This window comes from Helicobacter cinaedi PAGU611, from assembly GCF_000284635.1.
In the GTDB taxonomy this organism is placed as follows: Bacteria; Campylobacterota; Campylobacteria; order Campylobacterales; family Helicobacteraceae; genus Helicobacter_C; species Helicobacter_C cinaedi.
In genome coordinates this window covers 959,197-978,703 of record NC_017761.1, presented here as the reverse complement: position 1 = coordinate 978,703, position 19,507 = coordinate 959,197, and the positions used below count along the sequence as shown (strand labels likewise).

Below are 19,507 nucleotides of genomic sequence, written 5' to 3'. Positions count from 1 at the left end.
TTACACACGCTTTTTGATAATAAGATTCAGCATATCACCGACATTTTTAAGCTCTTGCAGTTCGCCCAATGCAAATTTAACGCAAAACTCTTTTTCAATCGCAGCAACTAAATTAATATGACTTAAAGAATCCCATTCTTCAATATCTTCACTATGAGTTTGCTCTGCAATATTGAGTGTCTCATCATCAAAAATATCTCTAAAAATATCTTGCACCTTACTATGAATTGCTTCTTTAGTCATCATTTACTCCTATAAAATAAGCTTTGGGCTTATACTTGTCTATATCAAGCTGCCAAATGCTATCATCGCCATCTTGTGCTTTCAAGCTAAAGCCAAAATCGCTATATAAATCTGCTACCATAGCGTTTTTCTGCGTTTTGTAGTAGTAACCTATAAGTGTTTTCACGCCCTTAGTTTTTGCGTGTTTGATAAGGGTATCAAGCATAGCATACTCCATTGTCCGCTTTAGGACACGGCAGCTCATAAGCCATAAATCAATATGTGCCGTTTTATCCTCTATTCTTGCGATGAGTAGGGCAATAAGCCCATTATCGCCAAACCTATCTTTTAGCCGCCCCTGCAATGTGATAAAGCTAGAATCTTTTGCTATGGATTCTAAAGTGGCTTGTGTATAGCGTTTAGTGGTGAGATTAAACTGATTTGTTTTATTTGTAAGCTGTGCTATACGCTCCATAAATAGAGGGGAAAATGGAATAATTTGGGCTTTCATAGCAAGGCTTTGAAGAAACTCGTTATAGTTTGTAAATGCACTTAAAGCCTCATCTCTTGCCTTGTTTTGCGTATAGTAGCTATTACGCTCTAAATCCTCTTGTGATACAGAGATGCTTTCAAAATAGCCATTTTTATCAATATGGGGGATAAAATCTAGCACATCTACGCCAAGCATTTGAGAGACAGCTTGAGAATCTCTGTCAATTTGTTGGTTGTGAGATTCTGGGACGGCTACACTTGGCAGAGATTGTGAAACAAGATGTCTTTCAGTTGGATTATCATCAATAAATACAAGTGTGTTTAGCCCAATATTTAGCTCTTTAGCTATGACTTTTATATTCTCACTTTTTAGATTCCAATTTGCCTGAAAACTCATAAAATCGTCAAATCGCAAAATGGAGCTAGGGTGTGTGAAGCCATTTTTAGCATTTTCATATTCATTTTTAGAGCAGACACTCAGCATAATACCACGATCTTTTAAGTCTTTAATGTATTTTTGAAAGAGCGTATAGCTCTCTGCCAATGGTGTTTCTGTTCCTATATGTATCCCACTTAAGCCATCATCGCCTATCACACCTCCCCACAGCGTATTGTCTAAATCAAGCGCCAAAGCCTTTTTATTGATACCAAAAATCGCTTTGATGATATGGCTTAGATTCTGCGCCAGATGTGGTATGCACTCAAGACTTAGGGCATATTTTGTCCTTGCATAGAGCGAGAAGTCATACCATTTTTCTAGTCCAAGACTAGCTGAAAGATAGCAAATATCGTGTATATAGAGATTTGGGGTTTCATATATTTTTGTGTGGATTTTCGCATTCAGCGTGTGGATATACTGCGTTTTCGCACTCGGCAGGATAGAATCAAGATTGCCATAGATTCTATACGGAGGCAATTCAAAATTATTTTGAATAATCGCACATTGATATGTATCGCTTAGACTTTGCCACACTTGAGTAAAAGCCGCCCATTCACTCTCATCAAAACGCACATTAACAAAGCTCGTGTGAATGTAGATAATATCTGGCTTAAAATCCTTCAAAGCTTTATTTTCAAAAATAGAATCTTCATAAAATTTATTATATTCACTTTGATAAAAATGCGGCACAATCCCGCAATCAAGCAAAAATAGCTCAAGCATATCACATACTTCTTGCGTGCTAGATCCACCCAAAATAGCAATATTTTTGTGTAAAGTGGATTCTGTATTCGTTTGTAAAGTATCTAGCAATTGTCTCTTAAGCGATTTTTTCTTACGCAAAAGAAGTGTAGAATCTAGCGGATAGGAAAAAAACATAAATATCCTTGAACCTATTTTAAAAAAGTGGCGTAAAGTTTAAAAGGTGCTAGGATACAAAAAAAAAAAACAAAACAAGGGGGGGGGGGAGTGTAAGAGAGAATAGTGATGAAATTAAATAATTTTTATAAGTCTATTTCACCGCGATAATACTTCCAAAATTCACCCATTTAAACAGTACTTCAGCTCCGCTAAAACCGACATTTTTTAGCAGTGCCATATTCTCTTCAAGGCTAAATGGGATAAGCACATTTTCTAATGCCTCACGCTTTTTGTTTATCTCATATTGCGTGTAGCCCTGCTCCATTTTATACCGCAAATACCGCTCTATCATTTGCCTATCAAGGATTCTATGATGACTTGTCATTTTTTCACTCACGATAAGAATCCCGCCAGATTCTAAAGAATCATATATCTTTTGGAGCAGGTTTTGCCGCTGCATAGGGCGGATAAACTGCAAAATATAATTGGCAAGAATAATGCGTGAGGGCAAAAAGTCATATTCTAACAAATCCGCATATTCAAAGCTAATCTTAGCCCCATACGCTTGTGCTTTAAGCCTTGCCTTTTCTATCATCGCTTGTGAATTATCAATGCCCACAAACTTTGCGTTCATATTGTTATTTTCTTTATATATTGCGTGATACAAGGCTAGAAGTGTGCTGCCTGTGGAACTACCTAAATCATAAATAAGCGGAGATTGCGTATTTACATTTTGTATCCCATCACTTAGATTCAGCATACAAAAATCCACAATCAAATCCAGCACTTCCCTGTAATGCGGGATTGAACGCTCAAGCATATCGTCAAATACACTTGCTACTTGTGCGTCAAACTCAAACTGCTTGTGTGTATTTTGGGTAAAAAGCTTATCTTTCATATTTTATTTTTCAAGCCTAGATTCTATCACCACATATTTTTTAGAATCTAGCCTAGATTTGCCATTCCATCAATGGGCGAACTCGCACTCGCATAGGCTTTGCGTGGGATTCTCCCAGCTAGGTAGCTCAAACGCCCAGCCTGCACGGCGTATTTCATCGCTTCTGCCATAAGCGTGGGATTCTGTGCTTGTGCGATAGCTGTATTTGTCAAAACGCCATCAGCTCCAAGCTCCATAGCAATACTCGCATCACTGCCACAGCCCACACCCGCATCAACAATCAATGGCACTTTGATGGCTTCTTTGATAAAAGCAATATTATAGCGATTTTGAATCCCAAGCCCACTGCCAATAGGAGCAGCAAGAGGCATTACCGCACTTGCCCCAGCATCTTCAAGTCTTTTTGCCATAATGGGATCATCATTTGTGTAAGTCAGCACACAAAAGCCCTCTTTTGCTAGAATCTCCGTGGCATTTAGTGTTTCAAGCACATCGGGATAGAGCGTTTTTTGCGTATCGCCAATAATCTCAAGCTTGATAAAATCAATACCTGTGGCTTCTCTTACAAGGCGAAAAAGTGTAACAGCTTCTTTAGCATTCACACACCCTGCGGAGTTTGGCAGAAACTCAATCTTTGTGTCTTTAAAAGTCTCTAGCAGATTCTCACTCTTATTATCCATAATATTCACACGCCTTACCGCCACGGTAATGATTTCTGCTCCACTTGCTAAAGTCGCTTCTTTTGTCGTGGCAAAATCCTTGTATTTCCCACTCCCCACGATAAGACGCGAAGTAAAAGTGTGTTTTCCTATTTGCAATGTATCAGTCATAATAATCCTTTATAATGTATTTTAACGCAGTGTGCTAATGGCTTGTAATAGATGATTTGGGGTAAGTCCAAAGTCTGCGATATGCTTTAAGCATTTTTGTGCGGCAATGCTATGAGCTAAAGTGCCTTGCAGGGCTGAATTTAGCCCATTATACCCTTGAGCTAAAAGGGCGGCAATAAGCCCACTTAGCACATCGCCACTCCCACCTTTAGCAAGGGCATTAGAACCAAGCGGATTGATATAAATTTTTTCACTCTTAGCAATAAAGACATTTGCCCCTTTGAGCAAAAGCGTTGTGTGTGGGTATTTCTGCGTAAAATCTAGCATAGCTTGAATGCGTTTGCTAGGGTTATATTCCCCCAAGCCACAATGTTGTAAAAGGGCGTTAAACTCCTTTGGGTGGGGCGTTAGAACAATCTCGCGTGAAAAGTCTAAGGTCTGCTGACTTAGCGTTGTGTCTAAAAAATCTTTAATCTTTGGTGTATGAAACACATCAGCATCAAGCACGCAGGGCAAAGTAAAGGCATTAGAAGTAGAATCTATAAGGGATTCTAAAACGAGTTTAGAGTTTTCCACGCCAAGCCCCATACCCAAGGCTAATACCGTAGCATTTTGTGGCACATCGGGGCTTTGCATTAAAGTAAAGGGTATAGAATCGGTGTGTGGATTCTGCTTTTCTACTACACTCACTAGCCCAACCCCAAAATGCAGGGCAGCTTGTGCGCTTAATATACAAGCACCAAGCTTTTCTCCAGCAAAAACGCCCAAATGTCCAAAATCGCCTTTATGTGTATTTTGAATCTTTCTATGTGGGAGTTTTAAATCGCTTGATTCTAGCATTTTGATATTTGAGCTGATTTGATAGAGATTTTGACTTATGCCAAGATTCCCAATGTGAATCTGCCCCACAAAATCTTTTGCTACATCACTAAGACAAGCAAGGTTTATCGCTCCCATACAAAGTGTGTGATGTGCCTTAAAGGCTATGTTATGGGAAGCAAGGGTGCTAGATTCACTTAAACCACTTGGCACATCACAGGCTACGCATAAACAAGCATTTTTTTGAGCCACTTGTAAAATCTCTATAATCTCGCGTGTCAGTTCCCCCTTAAGCCCACTGCCTACGATACAATCCACCACTACATCGCAAGGCAGAATCTTTTTAATAAATTTTACTTCACACAACTTTGCGCGCTCATAGTTTTTCACACATAGCGGTGATTTTGGCTCTTTGACTTGATAGATTCTAATGCTGTATTCCCCGCTTAGACGCCTAGCTAATGCATAGCCATCGCCGCCATTATCACCCCCACCGCAAAGGATCGTAATCACACTGCCTTTATGTGTGATTTTAGCAATGAGTGATTCTAAGGCACTAGCGGCATTTTCCATAAGAAGTTCAGGTGTGAGAGAAAACTTCTCACAAGCCCTTTTATCTAAAAGTGAAGTGTTTTGATAGACATTTTTCATATTCTTTTAAGCCCCATATCTCGCGCTTAACGCTGCTGCGATGACGCTTACCACATCATCTTCTGGCTTAGATTCAGGCTTTGGCATAAGCTCTGCAATTTTGCTTTCAATATAGGAAGTATCAAAATGCCCCCGCCTAAAGTCCTTGTCATTACAAATATTCATCAAAAATGGAATGGTTGTTTTCACACCCTTAATGGTAAATTCACTTAACGCCCTAGAGAGCTTATTCACCGCTAGGTTATAGCTTGAAGCCTTCACAATAAGCTTTGCTATCATAGAATCATAAAAAGGTGGAATCACATAGTCTTTGTAAATACAGCTATCCACACGCACAAAAGGTCCTAGGGCAGGGTAGTAGGTGGTAATCTTGCCCGGATTTGGCACAAAGTCATTTGCCACATCTTCGGCGTTGATTCTAGCCTCTATCGCAAAGCCTTGGGCACGTATGTCGTGCTGGGTTAAGTCCAAAATCTCGCCTTGTGCTATGCGAATCTGCCGTCCTATCAAGTCATAGCCTGTAATCTCTTCTGTAACGCCGTGCTCTACTTGTATGCGTGTATTCATCTCCATAAAGTAAAAGGTGTTGTTTTCATCAAGCAAAAACTCAACCGTTCCGGCATTTGTGTATTGTGCGGCTTTGGCTGCGGCTTTGGCAGTAGCTCCCATTCTCCTGCGTAAGTCATCGCTAATGAGCGGGCTAGGTGCGATTTCTATAAGCTTTTGATGTCGGCGTTGGATAGAGCAATCCCGTTCTAAGAGATGAATGACATTCCCATAATTATCCGCTAGAATCTGAAATTCAATATGGCGGGGATTGACAATATATTTTTCCATAAATACATCATCATTTTTGAAAAATGCCATTGCCTCACGCTTACACGCATTAAAAGATTCTATCAAATCCTCTTGCTTTTCAACAACGCGTATGCCACGCCCACCGCCACCGCTACTGGCTTTTAAAATCACAGGATAACCGATTTTTTGTGCGATTTTGGCAATCTCTTGGGTTGAGTAATTATTGAGCGGCTCCGTTCCCGGCACGATAGGGATTCCATTTTTTTGCATAATTTCACGCGCCGCATTCTTATCGCCCATTTTAGCAATCGTTTTAGAATCTGGACCTATCCAAGTAATCCCCGCTTCTTGCACCTTTTTAGCAAAATGTGCGTTTTCACTTAAAAAACCATAGCCGGGGTGAATGGCATCAACCTCGGCTTTTAGTGCCACTTCAACAATCAAGTCCGCATCTAAGTATCCACGCAAAGGATCATCGCTTATTTCATAAGATTCATCTGCCATTTTCACGTGGAGGCAGTCTCTATCCGCCCTTGCATATATCGCCACACTTTTAATGTGTAAATCCCTGCACGCACGGATAATACGCACGGCTATTTCGCCACGATTGGCTATAAGAATCTTTTGAAACATACAAAATCCTTTTAATTTTGGCGTATGGATTTAGCCCTTGTAGGCTTTGATTGACTTGTCTAGTATCGCTTGAGCGGTAGCTTTATCTTGGTATTCTTTGACTTTTACCCATTTGTTTGGCTCTAAAGTCTTATAAGTTTCAAAAAAGTTTTTGATTCTATCAAGTGTGATTTGGGGCAAATCATCTAAACACCGAATCTTATCAAAGCTTGGGTCAATCTTTGAAACAGGCACAGCAATGAGCTTTTCGTCCATTCCGCTTTCATCTTCCATAACAAGCACACCTATAAGCCTTGAAGCAATCATACTTCCAGCTTGAAGCGGATAAGGATTTAGCACAAGCACATCAACAGGATCGCCATCATCTGCTAGAGTATTTGGGACAAAGCCATAATTCGCCGGATAAAACATCGCACTATACATCACTCTATCCACGACAACTAAGCCGCTATCCTTATCCACTTCGTATTTGATATTTGAACCATAGGGGATTTCAATGATGACATTGACTTTATCGGGGTTTTCGCCTACTGATACTTTTGAGAGATTCATTATTAAACTCCTTATTTGTAATCTAAAGTAGGCGATTATACCAAAAGAATGTATTTTTAGATTCTATTTTTCCTAAAAGGAGAGTGCGACTTGTAGTTTTGTATTAAAGCCGGGTTCATAAAGGGGGGTTCCACCGCCTTTAGCAAATAGCTCTTTAGCTGGACTCATAGGGTTTGTGTAGGTTTGGTTGGTAATATTTAAAAACGCCAAACGCACACTCAAATACTTGCTCGCATCATAGCTTACATAAATATTATGTGTGTTATAGCCTTTTTTATCCACAGAATCAATGTCGTTATAGTAGAGATTGTAGCCTTGATATTTAAGCCCCTCAACAAATCGTGTTAAATACAGAATCTGAAACTGCGGCAATGAGCTAAAAGGTCTTAATCCCACACTTGCATAGTAGCTTCTCCCACTCACAGCGGCAAACTCAAAAGTATCGGTAATGAGCTTATTATTATACTTTGGCATACTTTGAGCTAAGCCGATATGAAAATCTATAAATGAAAAATCAAGCCCAGCACTCGCCTCATAGCCTAGAATCTCAATATGCCCATCAGTATTTGCTCTATACATATCTTCGTGTGCGTGTGTGCCTCCACCACCTGCTCCGTGGTCGTGTTCCGCTCCGCTATTTGTATAGCTATTTATAAAGTTTTTCAAATATTGATAATACACACTTGCGTGCAAACTCAACACACTATTGTCATAGTCCATATTTAACTCCGTATTATACATACCCTCTGCTTTGAGCCTTGGGCGGACAAGGGAGTGGGGATTAGCAAGGAGTGAGACATCAAGGGGCATCGCACCGCGTGTGTTGTAATTATGTGTGAGCTTAAAGCTTAAATCATTTGTAGCGGCATAAAAAAGCGAGATATAAGGGCTAAAGCCTTGAGTATTGTGGGTTTGTGAGATTTTATCTTGGTAATTATACACATCATAGCGAGAGCCAAGATCAAAACTTAGAGAATCTAGCATATTAAAATTAAAGCCTATAAATCCCCCATATACCGCCCCCATTTCTTTCCCACGATTGCCGTGTTCCAAAGCGTGTCCTTCTAAATTATGTGCTTGAGAGGCGATAAGCTGATAGTTTAGCCCATATTTAAAGCTATGTTCCCCAAAGCTATGTCTTAGCACTAAATCGCTCCCAAGATTCTGTAAGCTTAAATCCATTTCACTCTCTTCTTCACTTTGTGCTGTGGCGGCAGCCTTTGATGAAAGTTTAAGGGATTTGTGCGAGTAGTAGTTATTCCATTCTAGTTTGAAACTATCCCCCAAAGCATAGGCATACTGAAGACTTGCACTATGCGAAAGCAAGGCGTTATCAAACAACGCAGGATTCTGCCCCGTGATGACATTTGCCGCAAAAGGTGCGGTAGAATCTACTTTATTGAAGTGATAGTTAAGATTAAGGCTGTGGCTTTCATTTGGCAAAAAGGTGAGTTTAAAAAGTGCATTATGGGCTCGAAATGGCGAAGAGGGGACTTTGGAGCCATTACCTGCACGATAATAGGGCGTGTCATTAAAGTCATAGCCTACAAGCAACCCTAGATTATTTGTTATTTTGCCATAGGTTGCCACACTTGAATCTACGCCGCGATTACTTTGTCCGCCAATTGAAAAATACGCCCCATAATTGCGATTTGCCCCGAGTAAGTCAAAGGCATTTTTTGTGGTAATGGTGATTCCACCAGCAAGGGCATTTGCACCATATTCTGCACTTGCTAAGCCCTTTTCTATCTCTATACTTTTTAGTAGATAGGGGCTAAAGAGCAAATTGCCTTGATGGTGGAAGAGATTCCCCCCTTGTGTGATGCCATCTAGCTTTATGCGAAACATTCTATCTTCAAAACTCCTAATGTAGAGTTTTTGGGCGATTTTTGAGCTACCGCCGACTTGAATCTCCGCATCTTTAGCAAACACCTCACGCAAATCACTCGCCTGTGTATTGCGGACAAAGCTATCATCAACCACGCTAATGTTAGCATTATTTGTGGGGTGAGCGATAGAGACAAGGGGAGAGAGTTTGGTAGAGCGACTTTCAGCAGAGTAGCGTTCATCAGCAAGGACATAACTCGCACACAAAGAAATAAGTCCTATATAGATTCCCGTGGGGATTCCTACACGAGATAGAATCTTGTGCGGTTTGTGTTTTGATGTAAATGGGGTAAAAAGTGAAAAATGTGTCATAAAAATCCTTAATTTTGAGATTGAAAGCTGGGAGTGTATCACATTTTATAAAATGTTGCAATACACTTTGTAAAATGTGATATAATTCTGCAATTTTGTAGCACTATTTTGCTAGAATTCGCTCAAAAGGAGAAATCATGGAATGTCCTTATTGCAAACACTCACTCACCCATAGCGAAGTGGTTTCACTGCTTAAAAGCCTTGATAAAGCAAAGAAAGATTGTCAAGTCTGCCATAAGCCATTTATCGGTAGCAAAAGTGCCAAAACCTGCTCAAGTGCGTGTCGCTCAAAAGCATACAGAATCCGCAAATCCGCCCAGATTCACTGACATACTTAAAAACTCACATTGATTTTTTATTGTGGGAAATGGTGGAGCTGTGGGGAGTTGAACCCCAGTCCAAAAGTAAGATAATCTTAAGAATCTACATGTTTAGTAGGCATTGACATCTTTTTGTGGCTACCCAACACCCCAAGGCAGAATCCACAAGCAACCTAAATCTTTTCTCCTTACTCAAGGTGTGGAAAGGAGAGCATCTAGCAGGGAATGACAGCTTAAGATTCTAGCTAGAATAGAATGTCTTAAACCGGCTCCAAAAGCGATTAACTTACGCTACTTTTGCGTAAACTGGAGCGTAATTTGTATTGTTTGCGTTTATGAATTGTGGTAGTTTTAGAGCTTACCAGCTCACATGCACCTAAGCCTCTTTGCTCCTGTCGAAAGCCAATCAGCCCCATTTAAGATTCTAAGCAGAACCTAAAGGGGCGGATTATATCCCTTTTCTTGAGTGCTTGTCAAGGTATTTATTCACAGCTTTTAGCACAAGCAGTGTCCCAAAAAAGCCTAAGATCGCTCCAGCACAAACTTGCAGGGGCGTGTGCCATAAATTTAAAATCCTTGAATACCCAACAAATCCTGCCAAAACAATAAGATATACACCCCATTGCACACCCAAATATTGCCAAGCCAACGCCGCAGCGATGAAAGCAGAAGCAGTATGTCCGCTAGGAAATCCCTTAAATTCGCCATTAATGGGACGCCTTGCAATCTCAACAACCTTCATTACCCACGCAGAATCCATAAAAGTATGTGCCGCATAGTTAAAGCTAAGTTTTAGCCCAAAGGCAATACCAAAGATGATAACACAACTCACAAGCAACGCTCTAAGCGGAATAAATCGCTTTTGAATGAGCCACATAGCCCCAAGCGGAATAAGCATAAAGCGAAACACATCGCCATACAGCTCATTATTATACAGCCATAGACTCAGTGCAAATGCACCGATAAGCCCAATATATAGAATCTGCCTTATTGCTTGATTTTTCATTCTCTCTCCTTTTGATTTGTAATGTTTTCGCCCAAGCCGTCTTTACCCAACGCCTTTTCACTCAAAGATTTCCCACTCAAGCCTCCTGTGTTACTCATCTCGCTCGTATCACTCAAAGTATCCATAACGCCTACCACTTCACGCAAACGCTTACTATCAAAATGTGTATAAATGCGACTTGTATTCAAATCAGCGTGTCCTAGGGCTTCTTGCACCATAACAAGATCGTGCTTTTGCTGATAGAGTAGGGTGGCAAAGGAGTGTCGCAACATATGTGCGCCATTTTTCTCCTTGCGGATTCCCGATTGGGCTAGAATCTTTTCTACATTTTGATAGATATAGCTTTGTGTAAGAGCCTTGCCCTTTGTATTACAAAAAAGCAAATCGTGCAAAGGAGCAAAAGATAGACGCTGTGTGAGCCACACATCAAGCAGATTTTGTATGTGGCTTTGGCGTATCATTGCCACACGCGGTTTATTGCCCTTACCCCGAATTTGAATAATATAGCAATCAAGGTGCGGATATATATCTTTCCTACGCAGATTCAAAGCCTCACTCACACGAATACCTGTATAGACGATAAGTTTGATAATAAGCTTATTTCTCGCAGCAACCTTTTCTCCAAGCTCTGCTTCATCAATGGCTTGTAAAAATCGCTCTAGCTCATCTTGGTTTAAATACGCAGGGAGCTTTTGCCCACTTTTGCCCTGCAGGGCGGTGATTTTTAGCGTAATGTCATAGACATAGGACTTCCCCTCAAACTCATTTTGCTTATCAATATAGCCAAAAAGCCCGATGAGTGCGATGCGGTAGTTTTTCTTACTCGCATTTGAAAGTGTGCTTGTCTCAACGCTCAAAAAATCGCTTAGCACCTCTTCATCAATAGATTCCATAGTGTGAAAATGCCCTTGCGTTAGGAAAGTGTAGAGCTTAAGCAGTGGGGTAGAGTAGGTGTTTATCCCTATCATACCGGCTTTTCTTACACTTTTACACAGAGATTCTAGCTGATGTATGGAGCTAATCTCATCATTACTTAGAGCGTTAATCGCCTGTAAAATCATCTCTTTATTTAACACTTGATGATTAGATAATGTCGTAAGCTTGTAGCGGATAAAACGCATAATCCAAAATAGCAATGTCTGCGAAAACTCGTCTTTATAATTTAAGGGATATTTCATTATAATTTAAGGGATATTTCATTTTGGTTTATTAAATCCTTGAAATCTTTGAATTTTTAAAGTTTTCTTTAAAAGATAAAGATATTGAAAGACATTTTGGGATTATAACATAATTTAGTTATGAAAACTATACTTTTCAAACTTTTTTATATATTGCCATAGTGCGTCCCTTGTCTCACAATATTACCCTTTCAATGCTAGAATGTGTTTGCAAAATTCAAGGATTCAAGGAGAATAAGGAGAATTGTGATGAAAAATGTAATGGTGCCGATTGCTAGGGGTTTTGAGGAAATAGAGCTTGTGAGCGTGGTGGATATTTTACGCCGTGCTGGAGTGCGTGTTGTGTTGGCAAGTTTAGATTCTCATAAACGAGTGCTTGGAGCACACAATATCGTTATTGAAGCTGATAATGCCTTGCCAGAGTTTGATAGTGAAGATTTTGATGCGATTATCTTAGTCGGGGGTTATAATGGTATGCAGAATCTTGCCAACAACGAGCTCGTAACACTTTGGCTCAAGCAGTTTGAAAACTCACAAAAGCTTATTGCTGCTATTTGTGCCTCCCCTATCGTGCTTGATAAGGCAGGGGTGCTAAAGGGGGATTTTACCTGTTATCCGGGCTGTGAATCTCAAATCAATATGGAAAAGAAAAATAAAAAATCAAGTGCTGTTGTTAAAAATGGTAACATTATTACTTCCACAGGTCCTGCCACAGCGGTTGTATTTGCCCTTGAGCTGACAAAAGAACTTTGTGGCGAAACAAAAGCAAAAGAGCTGTATGACGAACTACAAATGCCTACCTTAAGCGAGTTTCTCCATACTTCCGCTTAATTTTACGCCTTAAGCTTTACGCTTAAAGCCCTGCCCCATACATCTGCATAGTTACACAATGCAAACTTCCGTGCCATAGAATAAGTGAGCGGCAGTCTATCCCCACTACCCTATGGCTAGGCAAAGCTTGAGCTAGAATTTTTAACGCCTTTTCATCATTTATATCATCATAAGTTGGCACAAGCAGGACATTATTCACAAACAAAAAATTCGCATAGCTTGCTGGTAGTCGTTCCCCATTTTCATCAAAAATCGCCCTTGTAAAAGGCAGGGCTACAAGCTTGTAGGGCTCTCCATTTGGCTGATTCAAGGCTTGAAGCTCACTCTCCATAAGTGCTAAAGCTTGAAAATGCTCATCCTTTTCATCTTCGCATTTTATATACGCAATCGTATCTTTTGAAATAAATCTCGCTAGTGTATCAATATGACTATCAGTGTCATCTCCGGCAAGGTAGCCTTGTGTGAGCCATAGCATAGAATCTAGCCCAAAATATGCTTTCAGCTTAGATTCTATCTCCACTTGGGAAAGATGCGGATTGCGATTAGATTCTAACAAACATTGCGTATTTGTCAAAAGCACCCCTGCCCCATTACTATCAATACTCCCACCTTCAAGCACCATATCCATTTGCCTTGTAAGCTCTGGTCTAAACACAGCCCTTGTGATGGCATTATCATAAAATGCGGGGTATTTAAGCCCCCAACCATTAAATGTAAAATCAAGCAGTTGAATCTGCCTATCCCCCTGCCCCGCTTTGTTTTGAGCCATATTTTGAGATGGATTCTGTGCTAGATTCTGCGGAGATTCTAATTCTACGCTTATCGCACCAAAATCCCTAGCCCAAGTGTCGTTTGTAGGCACTCGCGCAATATGCAGACTAAAAGCACTATTGCCCCCAAAGTTGGCAAGATATTTTGACTTAGGATTTTGTATCAGGGTATGAGGCACAGATTGATTAAAAAGATTCTTAATATACTCATCATCTTGCGTTTTCATAAAGTCAGCATTCGTAGAATCCCTAGAATCCGCAGAATCTAAAGCCTTGCTAAAATACTTTTTGACAATCTCAAAGCCTTCATCATCTTGCGTATCAACACATAAAATCACAGATTCAAAGCACACAATATGCTCTATGATGTCTAAAAAACACGCCCTTGCTTTGTGTATATGCTCCGCCCAATCGCTATTTTGATGTGGGAATGCCATAAAAATAGCAAGTTGCTTCTCCCACTCCGCCTTTAATCTCACACCCTTTTTCATCGCCATAAACTTCCTTTATCATTTTGTGGAATAATTCTAACATTTTATTTTAGGGTTTTTAAAGGGGTGTGATGATTTTAAGTATAGAATCTAGTTGTGATGATAGCTCTTTGGCTTTAACGCGTATTATTGATAAAAAGCTTATTTATCATATTAAAATCTCTCAAGATTCTGAGCATAGCACTTATGGTGGTATAGTGCCAGAAATCGCTTCAAGACTCCACGCTAAAAGGCTTCCAGAGATTCTAAAAAAGCTAAAAATGTTTTTAAATAATGATTTATCACTCATCAAAGCCGTGGCTGTTACCACGCGTCCGGGGCTTAGTGTAACGCTTATTGAAGGCTTGATGATGGCAAAGACTTTATGTCTTGGACTGCAGATTCCACTCATTTGTGTCAATCATCTTAAGGGGCATATTTACTCACTTTGTATTAGCAAAGATTTTGCGACAGATTCTGCTAAAGATTCTAGGAAAAACGCCCCGCCCCCGCTTTTAGAATCTCATTTAAAATCTCATACAGAATCCCTTTTAGAATCTCGGCAAAACAAGCAAGATTCTCTAGGTGTTTTGCTCGTCTCGGGCGGACATACGCAGATTCTGCAAGTTAATGATTTTCATCATATCAGCATTATCGCTCAAAGCCTTGATGATAGCTTTGGGGAAAGCTTTGATAAGGTTGCAAAGCATTTGAATCTAGGCTATCCGGGCGGTCCGCAAGTGGAGCGTTACGCTAAGAATTGTGAAATCAATCAATATAAACCCTATGAGTTTCCTATCCCACTTTTACATAATAAAAAGTTGGAATTTAGCTTTTCAGGGCTAAAAAATGCGGTGAGACTAGCCATACAGGAGATGGAGCAACCGCTTAGTTTGCAGGACATCGCAAGTATTTCTAAAGGGTTTCAAAACGCAGCGTGTGAGCATATTGTGAGAAAAACTCGGCTATTTTTTCAACATTTTGAAGGCAAATACTTCGCCATTGTCGGTGGGGCGAGTGCGAATACATATCTGCGTGAAAGAATGAGTGAGCTTTGTAATGAGTTTGATAAGGAGCTATACTTAGCGGATTTGGAGTTTTGCTCTGATAATGCTGCGATGATAGGACGCGTGGGCGTAGAGCATTATTTGAGAGATGAATTTACCCCATTGCTTGAAGCCCAAATCGCCCCAAAAAGCCTAAAAGGCGATTTTGTGGAATCTGCGACTTTTTAGTCTTAAAAATCTAGCATTAAAATTTAGCCCTACTCTAAACAGCCTTAAGATAAGCCCCATTTTAAGATAGCTCTAACATTCTATCAAGGGCAATTTTCGCCCACTTTTGAACTTCAGAATCTAAAAATACTTCATTTATAGGCTTATTATCTTCATAGGCTAAAAGCACATCATACACATCTTGCAGTGTTGTCTCGTTCATCGTGGGGCATTGAGGCTTACTAGAGCTTAGCACAAAGGTAGTTTGTTTGCTTTCAAACTTAGGACGCAAACGATTGACGAGATTAAATTCCGTGCCAACAGCAACCTTTTGCTCTAAAGGCAAGTCTTGCACATATTTGATGATTTGGCTTGTAGAGCCGACAAAATCCGCCAAATCCACCACGCTAGGATCGCATTCTGGATGCACGACAATCTTAATATCCTCAAACTTATTGCGATAAAACGCAACATCTTCAGGTGTGAAAAGCTGATGCACGGAGCAGAATCCATCATAGCAAATCACATCAGAATCTAGCACTTTTTGTTTAGAATCTACCCGCAGTAAGCTTGATTTTTTATTATCCGCCTTGGCTAGATTCTCCCCCAAACACCTATCTGGGAGAAAAAAGATTTTCTTATTTTGTGCCTTAGCAAAGTCAAAGATTTTTGAGGCATTAGCACTTGTGCAGACAAGCCCACCCATTTGAGCGACTTTCGCCTTGACATCGGCATTTGAGTTAATGTAAGTAATGGGGAAAATCTGATCTCTGCTCAAACCATAAGATTCTAAAAGTGCGATACTTTCATCAAAATATTCACTATCAATCATTCTTGCCATAGAGCAACAGGCTAAACGGGGCATAATCACGCGTTTATGCGGTGCTAAGACTTTCACACTCTGCCCCATAAACGCCACGCCACAAAACACGATAAGGTTTTTTTCACTCATTGAAGCCTTGCGTGAAAGCTCCAAACTATCGCCGCACAAATCCGCTAAGGCTACCACTTCATCTTTTTGATAATAATGTGCTACTAAAAGTCCATCAAGTTTTTGTAATAAATCTTTAATTTTATTTTGTAATTCCTGCATTGTTTTTACCTATCCTTTAATGCTTACCTTTATGCGTAAGTGCCTATGTCTTGAGCGAATTTGACTTGATCATTCATATTCACATCTGCAATCATCTGCTCCATAAATAGCACGATTGTAGAACCCATTTGAAACATTCCTAACTCCTGCCCCTTTTTCATAGAAATGGGCGTGAGATACACATAATTTGTATTATGGAGTCCGGCGTTAGTTTTGATTTTTGGCTCAAAGTGCATTACCATACTGCCGACATTTAACGCCCCCACCGCGACAAAATACACCCATTTATTATTTGGCGTTTTTGCCACAACCACAACGCGTTCATTCCTCACAAAAAGGCTTTGATTCTTGCGAAGTGATGGGAGATTCACAGGCAGTAGCTCCCCACCAAAATACCGCACTTCATAAATCTCCAAATCACAAGGTGCGTGATAGCGATGATAATCTTTTGGGGAAAGATAAAAATTAATATAATATAGCTCTCTATCAAGCTTTTGACCCAAAAGCTCTTCAATGGAATATTCCATTCCCTTAATCTGCAAAGCATTTTTATCACTGCTTTTGCCTAGCTGTGTGATAAGAGAATCGCAAGGGGAGATAAGCACAATAGGATTAGCATTCACAGGGCGTTTAGCGACTAAAGAGCGGGTAAAAAGGGCATTAAGTGAGGGGTAGCTTGAAGCAGGGGCAAACTCACTTAAATCAATCTTAAAAATCTTTACATAAGTGGTGTTAATGAACTTTTGAAAAGGAGAGAAAAACTCATAATTCGCAAAACGACCAAAAAGCCGAGAGAATGTATTAGACAGATTCATACTCACCTCATTTTTGTGATTTTAGGCTTATTTTTAATGGCAAAGACATAAAACAATGGCGTATCGCACAATGCCAAAAACACCTTAATAGAAAAATCAGCCAACAACATAGCAATAACTTGCTCCCACGGATACACAAACAAAAAAGCGATATGAAAAAATATCATCGTATCTATGAACTGTGAAGCCATCGTGCTTGCGTTATTGCGTAGCCACCACAGCTTAGGAAAGCGATTTTTAAGATAAAAGAAAATATGCACATCAAGATTCTGTGAGACAAAAAATGCACACACACTTGCAATAGCAATGCGTGGCTCACTTGCTAAAAGTGATGGGATAAAGGCGAGAAGTAGCCCTGCCCAAAGTGTTTTTAGCACTTCTGCCTTATTATATTTTTCGCTCAAAATATCCATAAGCAAAAAGCTAATGGGATAAGTCAATGCTCCATAAGTGAGCGGAGTATTGAGTATAGGATACTGCACGGTGTAATTTGCCAAAACCACAATACACGCAAAAAGTAGTGAACTTCCTGCAAACACCACACTACTCATAGATTTTTCTTGTTTAAGATTTGACAATTACTGCTCCTTTTGTTGATGTGATTGTGAATCTAGCCTAAGATTCTCATAAATTTGCTTTGAAAGTTGGGAATTATAGCTAACAAGGCTGTTTTTTAGCTGAATTTCCCACTGCGTAAAGCCTTCACGCATTTGATTTTTAAATGCTTCTTGATTGAGTGCTTCATCAACACTATTAATACCTACATCAGCGGCGACAAAAAATCCAATCGCACATAATGGGGCAAAAGGTCCGCACACAAGCGACCCCCCTGCCCCAGCCGCACCACTTAGTCCCTTTTTAGCTACACTTTTTCCCACAAGTTTTGCTCCCGTTTTTGCCATAGCTTTGCTAGAAGTTTTTATAATCATCGCTCCAACCACACTTGCCCCCAAAAGTGCGGCTACACCATCAGTTGCCCTAGGATTTAGCACATTAAGATTTTGCGTAAAATCATCAAAAGATAAGGAATGCGAGATAAAGGCATTGTTAGGCTTTTTGTTTATTGTAAAAAAGCTAAAGTCCTGCTCTAAACGCTTTTTAAGCTTATCAAACTCTGCATCATACACACGATTTAAACGCTCTTGTAAATCATTTGGCGTATAGGCTTTAAGCAGAAAAACAAACTGTTCTTGTGCGATGTCCTCCCCCCTGCCAATAGCCGCATAAAAAAGTCGCGTATATTCCCCATAGACGCTAAAATACCACTTAGAATACTCATCAATAATAATCTCCTTTTTAGCAAGATATTCTTCCAAACTTGCTTGTGTAGAGTGATTAAGATTTGTTTCAAAATCTTTAAGCGTAGATTTAATCTTGTGCTGTAAATCCGCTATATCTTTGGTATTGACAAAGCTCTGCACCCCTTGAATACTCACTTCAATATACTGCTGATTTTGAGCTAAAAATTGTGTGGCTAGAATCTCCGGTGCTAGAATCTCCGCTGCAAACTTACTTGACTTAGCAAGGGGCTGGAGCAAAGAACTCACATAAAAAGCAAGGCAAACAAAAATTAAGAAAAATATAACGGCAAAAAACTGCTTAAAAGCCCTGCTTTTGTAAAGGGGCTGAATCTTAGAATCTTGGTGAGATTCTGGGTTGTTTTTAGATTCTAATTTGGTGGAATAACCACTCAAAACAAGTAAAGAAAAACTCGCAAAAGAGCTAAAATAGCCAAAGGCAAAAAGCACATTCAAAATAATGCGTAAAGAATCATTGCTGAAATAGAGCATATCCACAATAGCCTTTTTTAGCACAATAAAACCAAAAAGCTCCTGCCACCATTGACAAGGCATTTGTGCGATATGAAAAGATTCTAAAAGCATTTCATAATGCCCTTGAAAGCTAGTGATATGTATCTGTTGCAAAGCAAAGCCTTCTAGTATAAATTCCCCCACACAAGCACACACAGCACAAAATAACGCAGTATATTTTTTCGCTAAAATAGAGGCAAAATCTAGGCTAATATTCGCCCTGCAAATGACTTTTGCTACCTTAAAGGTATATATGGAGCAAGGCACTAACACACAAAAGATAAAAATATCACTGCCACTAGGAAAAAGTAGCATAAAAAATAATGACACACTTCCCATACACGCAAAGATTCCACTTATAATCTTTATAAACAAAAAGCGTCCAAAATACCTTGAAAGCCAAGAATCTTGCTTGTAATATGCCTTAATCGTGGCTTGTTTTTTTACCTTTAGCACTTCATAGGTTTGTATAAAAAGTGCGATAAAAAGCATACAAAACGCAGGATAGAGTAAAATACAATATTGCGGAGAATATCCAACAGACACAATACAAATAAGACTTAAGATAAAAAAAGAGAGAGAAAGAATACGCTTCATCATTGCAG

The 19,507-nt window shown here is 39.7% G+C and carries 18 protein-coding genes and 1 other RNA gene; 3 read left to right on the top strand and 16 right to left on the bottom strand.

Features of this window, described 5'->3' with window-relative positions:
• The 8 genes from HCN_RS04880 to HCN_RS04845 form a co-directional block, all read right to left on the bottom strand.
• Entirely contained in the window at window positions 1-243 is a 243-nt protein-coding gene (locus tag HCN_RS04880) for an acyl carrier protein (RefSeq protein ID WP_014666730.1), read from the bottom strand.
• Window positions 236-2,032 (bottom strand): HAD-IIIC family phosphatase, encoded by a 1,797-nt coding sequence (locus HCN_RS04875; RefSeq protein ID WP_014667561.1) that lies wholly within the window; start codon window positions 2,030-2,032, stop codon window positions 236-238. The genes HCN_RS04880 and HCN_RS04875 overlap by 8 nt, the downstream gene beginning before the upstream one ends.
• Window positions 2,033-2,165: 133 nt before the next feature.
• On the bottom strand, window positions 2,166-2,912 hold the full coding sequence (gene cmoA, locus HCN_RS04870) for a carboxy-S-adenosyl-L-methionine synthase CmoA (RefSeq protein WP_002956665.1): 747 nt from the start codon (window positions 2,910-2,912) through the stop codon (window positions 2,166-2,168).
• 47 nt (window positions 2,913-2,959) lie between these two features.
• Complete coding sequence (locus HCN_RS04865) at window positions 2,960-3,742, bottom strand: thiazole synthase (protein ID WP_002956666.1); 783 nt, start codon at window positions 3,740-3,742, stop codon at window positions 2,960-2,962.
• A gap of 21 nt (window positions 3,743-3,763) precedes the next feature.
• The gene (locus HCN_RS04860; RefSeq protein WP_014666729.1) at window positions 3,764-5,212 is read right to left on the bottom strand and encodes an NAD(P)H-hydrate dehydratase; all 1,449 of its coding nucleotides are present in this window, start codon (window positions 5,210-5,212) and stop codon (window positions 3,764-3,766) included.
• A 6-nt stretch (window positions 5,213-5,218) separates the two neighbouring features.
• Window positions 5,219-6,643 carry an acetyl-CoA carboxylase subunit A gene (locus HCN_RS04855; protein ID WP_014667560.1) on the bottom strand — a complete coding sequence of 475 codons (1,425 nt, stop codon included), beginning with the start codon at window positions 6,641-6,643 and terminating at the stop codon, window positions 5,219-5,221.
• Window positions 6,644-6,673: 30 nt separating this feature from the next.
• Complete coding sequence (gene ppa, locus HCN_RS04850) at window positions 6,674-7,195, bottom strand: inorganic diphosphatase (RefSeq protein ID WP_014666728.1); 522 nt, start codon at window positions 7,193-7,195, stop codon at window positions 6,674-6,676.
• A 72-nt stretch (window positions 7,196-7,267) separates the two neighbouring features.
• Window positions 7,268-9,394, bottom strand: coding sequence for a TonB-dependent receptor plug domain-containing protein (locus tag HCN_RS04845; RefSeq protein WP_014667559.1), 2,127 nt, complete (start codon window positions 9,392-9,394; stop codon window positions 7,268-7,270).
• Window positions 9,395-9,531: 137 nt separating this feature from the next.
• Here HCN_RS04845 and HCN_RS04840 point away from each other — a divergent pair, with 137 nt between their 5' ends.
• Complete coding sequence (locus tag HCN_RS04840; protein ID WP_014666727.1) at window positions 9,532-9,723, top strand: hypothetical protein; 192 nt, start codon at window positions 9,532-9,534, stop codon at window positions 9,721-9,723.
• A 39-nt stretch (window positions 9,724-9,762) separates the two neighbouring features.
• On the opposite strand, the gene ssrA is transcribed toward HCN_RS04840, so the two are convergent.
• The 3 genes from ssrA to HCN_RS04830 all read right to left on the bottom strand — a co-directional run bounded on the left by ssrA (window position 9,763) and on the right by HCN_RS04830 (window position 11,898).
• Window positions 9,763-10,128, bottom strand: a transfer-messenger RNA (tmRNA) gene (gene ssrA, locus HCN_RS10830).
• Window positions 10,129-10,162: 34 nt separating this feature from the next.
• Window positions 10,163-10,720, bottom strand: coding sequence for a phosphatase PAP2 family protein (locus HCN_RS04835; RefSeq protein ID WP_002956672.1), 558 nt, complete (start codon window positions 10,718-10,720; stop codon window positions 10,163-10,165).
• Window positions 10,717-11,898, bottom strand: coding sequence for a tyrosine-type recombinase/integrase (locus tag HCN_RS04830; protein WP_014666726.1), 1,182 nt, complete (start codon window positions 11,896-11,898; stop codon window positions 10,717-10,719). Before HCN_RS04830 ends, HCN_RS04835 begins: the two co-directional genes overlap by 4 nt.
• A gap of 249 nt (window positions 11,899-12,147) precedes the next feature.
• Between HCN_RS04830 and HCN_RS04825 the strand changes: the two genes are divergently transcribed.
• Window positions 12,148-12,729, top strand: coding sequence for a DJ-1 family glyoxalase III (locus HCN_RS04825; RefSeq protein WP_014667558.1), 582 nt, complete (start codon window positions 12,148-12,150; stop codon window positions 12,727-12,729).
• Between the two features lie 22 nt (window positions 12,730-12,751).
• On the opposite strand, the gene HCN_RS04820 is transcribed toward HCN_RS04825, so the two are convergent.
• Window positions 12,752-13,996 carry an agmatine deiminase family protein gene (locus tag HCN_RS04820; RefSeq protein ID WP_014666725.1) on the bottom strand — a complete coding sequence of 415 codons (1,245 nt, stop codon included), beginning with the start codon at window positions 13,994-13,996 and terminating at the stop codon, window positions 12,752-12,754.
• Between the two features lie 65 nt (window positions 13,997-14,061).
• Here HCN_RS04820 and tsaD point away from each other — a divergent pair, with 65 nt between their 5' ends.
• Window positions 14,062-15,204 (top strand): tRNA (adenosine(37)-N6)-threonylcarbamoyltransferase complex transferase subunit TsaD, encoded by a 1,143-nt coding sequence (gene tsaD, locus HCN_RS04815; RefSeq protein ID WP_002956688.1) that lies wholly within the window; start codon window positions 14,062-14,064, stop codon window positions 15,202-15,204.
• Window positions 15,205-15,265: 61 nt separating this feature from the next.
• Here tsaD and nadA read toward each other — a convergent pair whose 3' ends face one another.
• From nadA to HCN_RS04795, 4 genes are read right to left on the bottom strand one after another with little or no spacing between them, the layout of a single operon-like run.
• Window positions 15,266-16,276, bottom strand: coding sequence for a quinolinate synthase NadA (gene nadA, locus HCN_RS04810; protein WP_002956689.1), 1,011 nt, complete (start codon window positions 16,274-16,276; stop codon window positions 15,266-15,268).
• A gap of 29 nt (window positions 16,277-16,305) precedes the next feature.
• Complete coding sequence (locus tag HCN_RS04805) at window positions 16,306-17,091, bottom strand: phosphatidylserine decarboxylase (RefSeq protein ID WP_002956690.1); 786 nt, start codon at window positions 17,089-17,091, stop codon at window positions 16,306-16,308.
• A 2-nt stretch (window positions 17,092-17,093) separates the two neighbouring features.
• Complete coding sequence (locus HCN_RS04800) at window positions 17,094-17,642, bottom strand: queuosine precursor transporter (RefSeq protein ID WP_002956691.1); 549 nt, start codon at window positions 17,640-17,642, stop codon at window positions 17,094-17,096.
• Between the two features lie 27 nt (window positions 17,643-17,669).
• On the bottom strand, window positions 17,670-19,502 hold the full coding sequence (locus HCN_RS04795; RefSeq protein ID WP_014666723.1) for a hypothetical protein: 1,833 nt from the start codon (window positions 19,500-19,502) through the stop codon (window positions 17,670-17,672).
• Between the last annotated feature and the right edge of the window lie 5 nt (window positions 19,503-19,507).

What these genes read in the sequence shown, in the direction of transcription:
- HCN_RS04800 (WP_002956691.1), bottom strand. Translation starts at nt 17,642, where the DNA reads ATGAGTAGTGTGGTGTTTGCAGGAAGTTCACTACTTTTTGCGTGTATT.
- HCN_RS04840 (WP_014666727.1), top strand. Translation starts at nt 9,532, where the DNA reads ATGGAATGTCCTTATTGCAAACACTCACTCACCCATAGCGAAGTGGTT.
- HCN_RS04825 (WP_014667558.1), top strand. Translation starts at nt 12,148, where the DNA reads ATGAAAAATGTAATGGTGCCGATTGCTAGGGGTTTTGAGGAAATAGAG.
- HCN_RS04860 (WP_014666729.1), bottom strand. Translation starts at nt 5,212, where the DNA reads ATGAAAAATGTCTATCAAAACACTTCACTTTTAGATAAAAGGGCTTGT.
- HCN_RS04845 (WP_014667559.1), bottom strand. Translation starts at nt 9,394, where the DNA reads ATGACACATTTTTCACTTTTTACCCCATTTACATCAAAACACAAACCG.
- nadA (WP_002956689.1), bottom strand. Translation starts at nt 16,276, where the DNA reads ATGCAGGAATTACAAAATAAAATTAAAGATTTATTACAAAAACTTGAT.
- cmoA (WP_002956665.1), bottom strand. Translation starts at nt 2,912, where the DNA reads ATGAAAGATAAGCTTTTTACCCAAAATACACACAAGCAGTTTGAGTTT.
- HCN_RS04875 (WP_014667561.1), bottom strand. Translation starts at nt 2,032, where the DNA reads ATGTTTTTTTCCTATCCGCTAGATTCTACACTTCTTTTGCGTAAGAAA.
- ppa (WP_014666728.1), bottom strand. Translation starts at nt 7,195, where the DNA reads ATGAATCTCTCAAAAGTATCAGTAGGCGAAAACCCCGATAAAGTCAAT.
- HCN_RS04880 (WP_014666730.1), bottom strand. Translation starts at nt 243, where the DNA reads ATGACTAAAGAAGCAATTCATAGTAAGGTGCAAGATATTTTTAGAGAT.
- HCN_RS04835 (WP_002956672.1), bottom strand. Translation starts at nt 10,720, where the DNA reads ATGAAAAATCAAGCAATAAGGCAGATTCTATATATTGGGCTTATCGGT.
- HCN_RS04805 (WP_002956690.1), bottom strand. Translation starts at nt 17,091, where the DNA reads ATGAATCTGTCTAATACATTCTCTCGGCTTTTTGGTCGTTTTGCGAAT.
- HCN_RS04820 (WP_014666725.1), bottom strand. Translation starts at nt 13,996, where the DNA reads ATGGCGATGAAAAAGGGTGTGAGATTAAAGGCGGAGTGGGAGAAGCAA.
- HCN_RS04830 (WP_014666726.1), bottom strand. Translation starts at nt 11,898, where the DNA reads ATGAAATATCCCTTAAATTATAAAGACGAGTTTTCGCAGACATTGCTA.
- HCN_RS04855 (WP_014667560.1), bottom strand. Translation starts at nt 6,643, where the DNA reads ATGTTTCAAAAGATTCTTATAGCCAATCGTGGCGAAATAGCCGTGCGT.
- HCN_RS04795 (WP_014666723.1), bottom strand. Translation starts at nt 19,502, where the DNA reads ATGATGAAGCGTATTCTTTCTCTCTCTTTTTTTATCTTAAGTCTTATT.
- tsaD (WP_002956688.1), top strand. Translation starts at nt 14,062, where the DNA reads ATGATTTTAAGTATAGAATCTAGTTGTGATGATAGCTCTTTGGCTTTA.
- HCN_RS04865 (WP_002956666.1), bottom strand. Translation starts at nt 3,742, where the DNA reads ATGACTGATACATTGCAAATAGGAAAACACACTTTTACTTCGCGTCTT.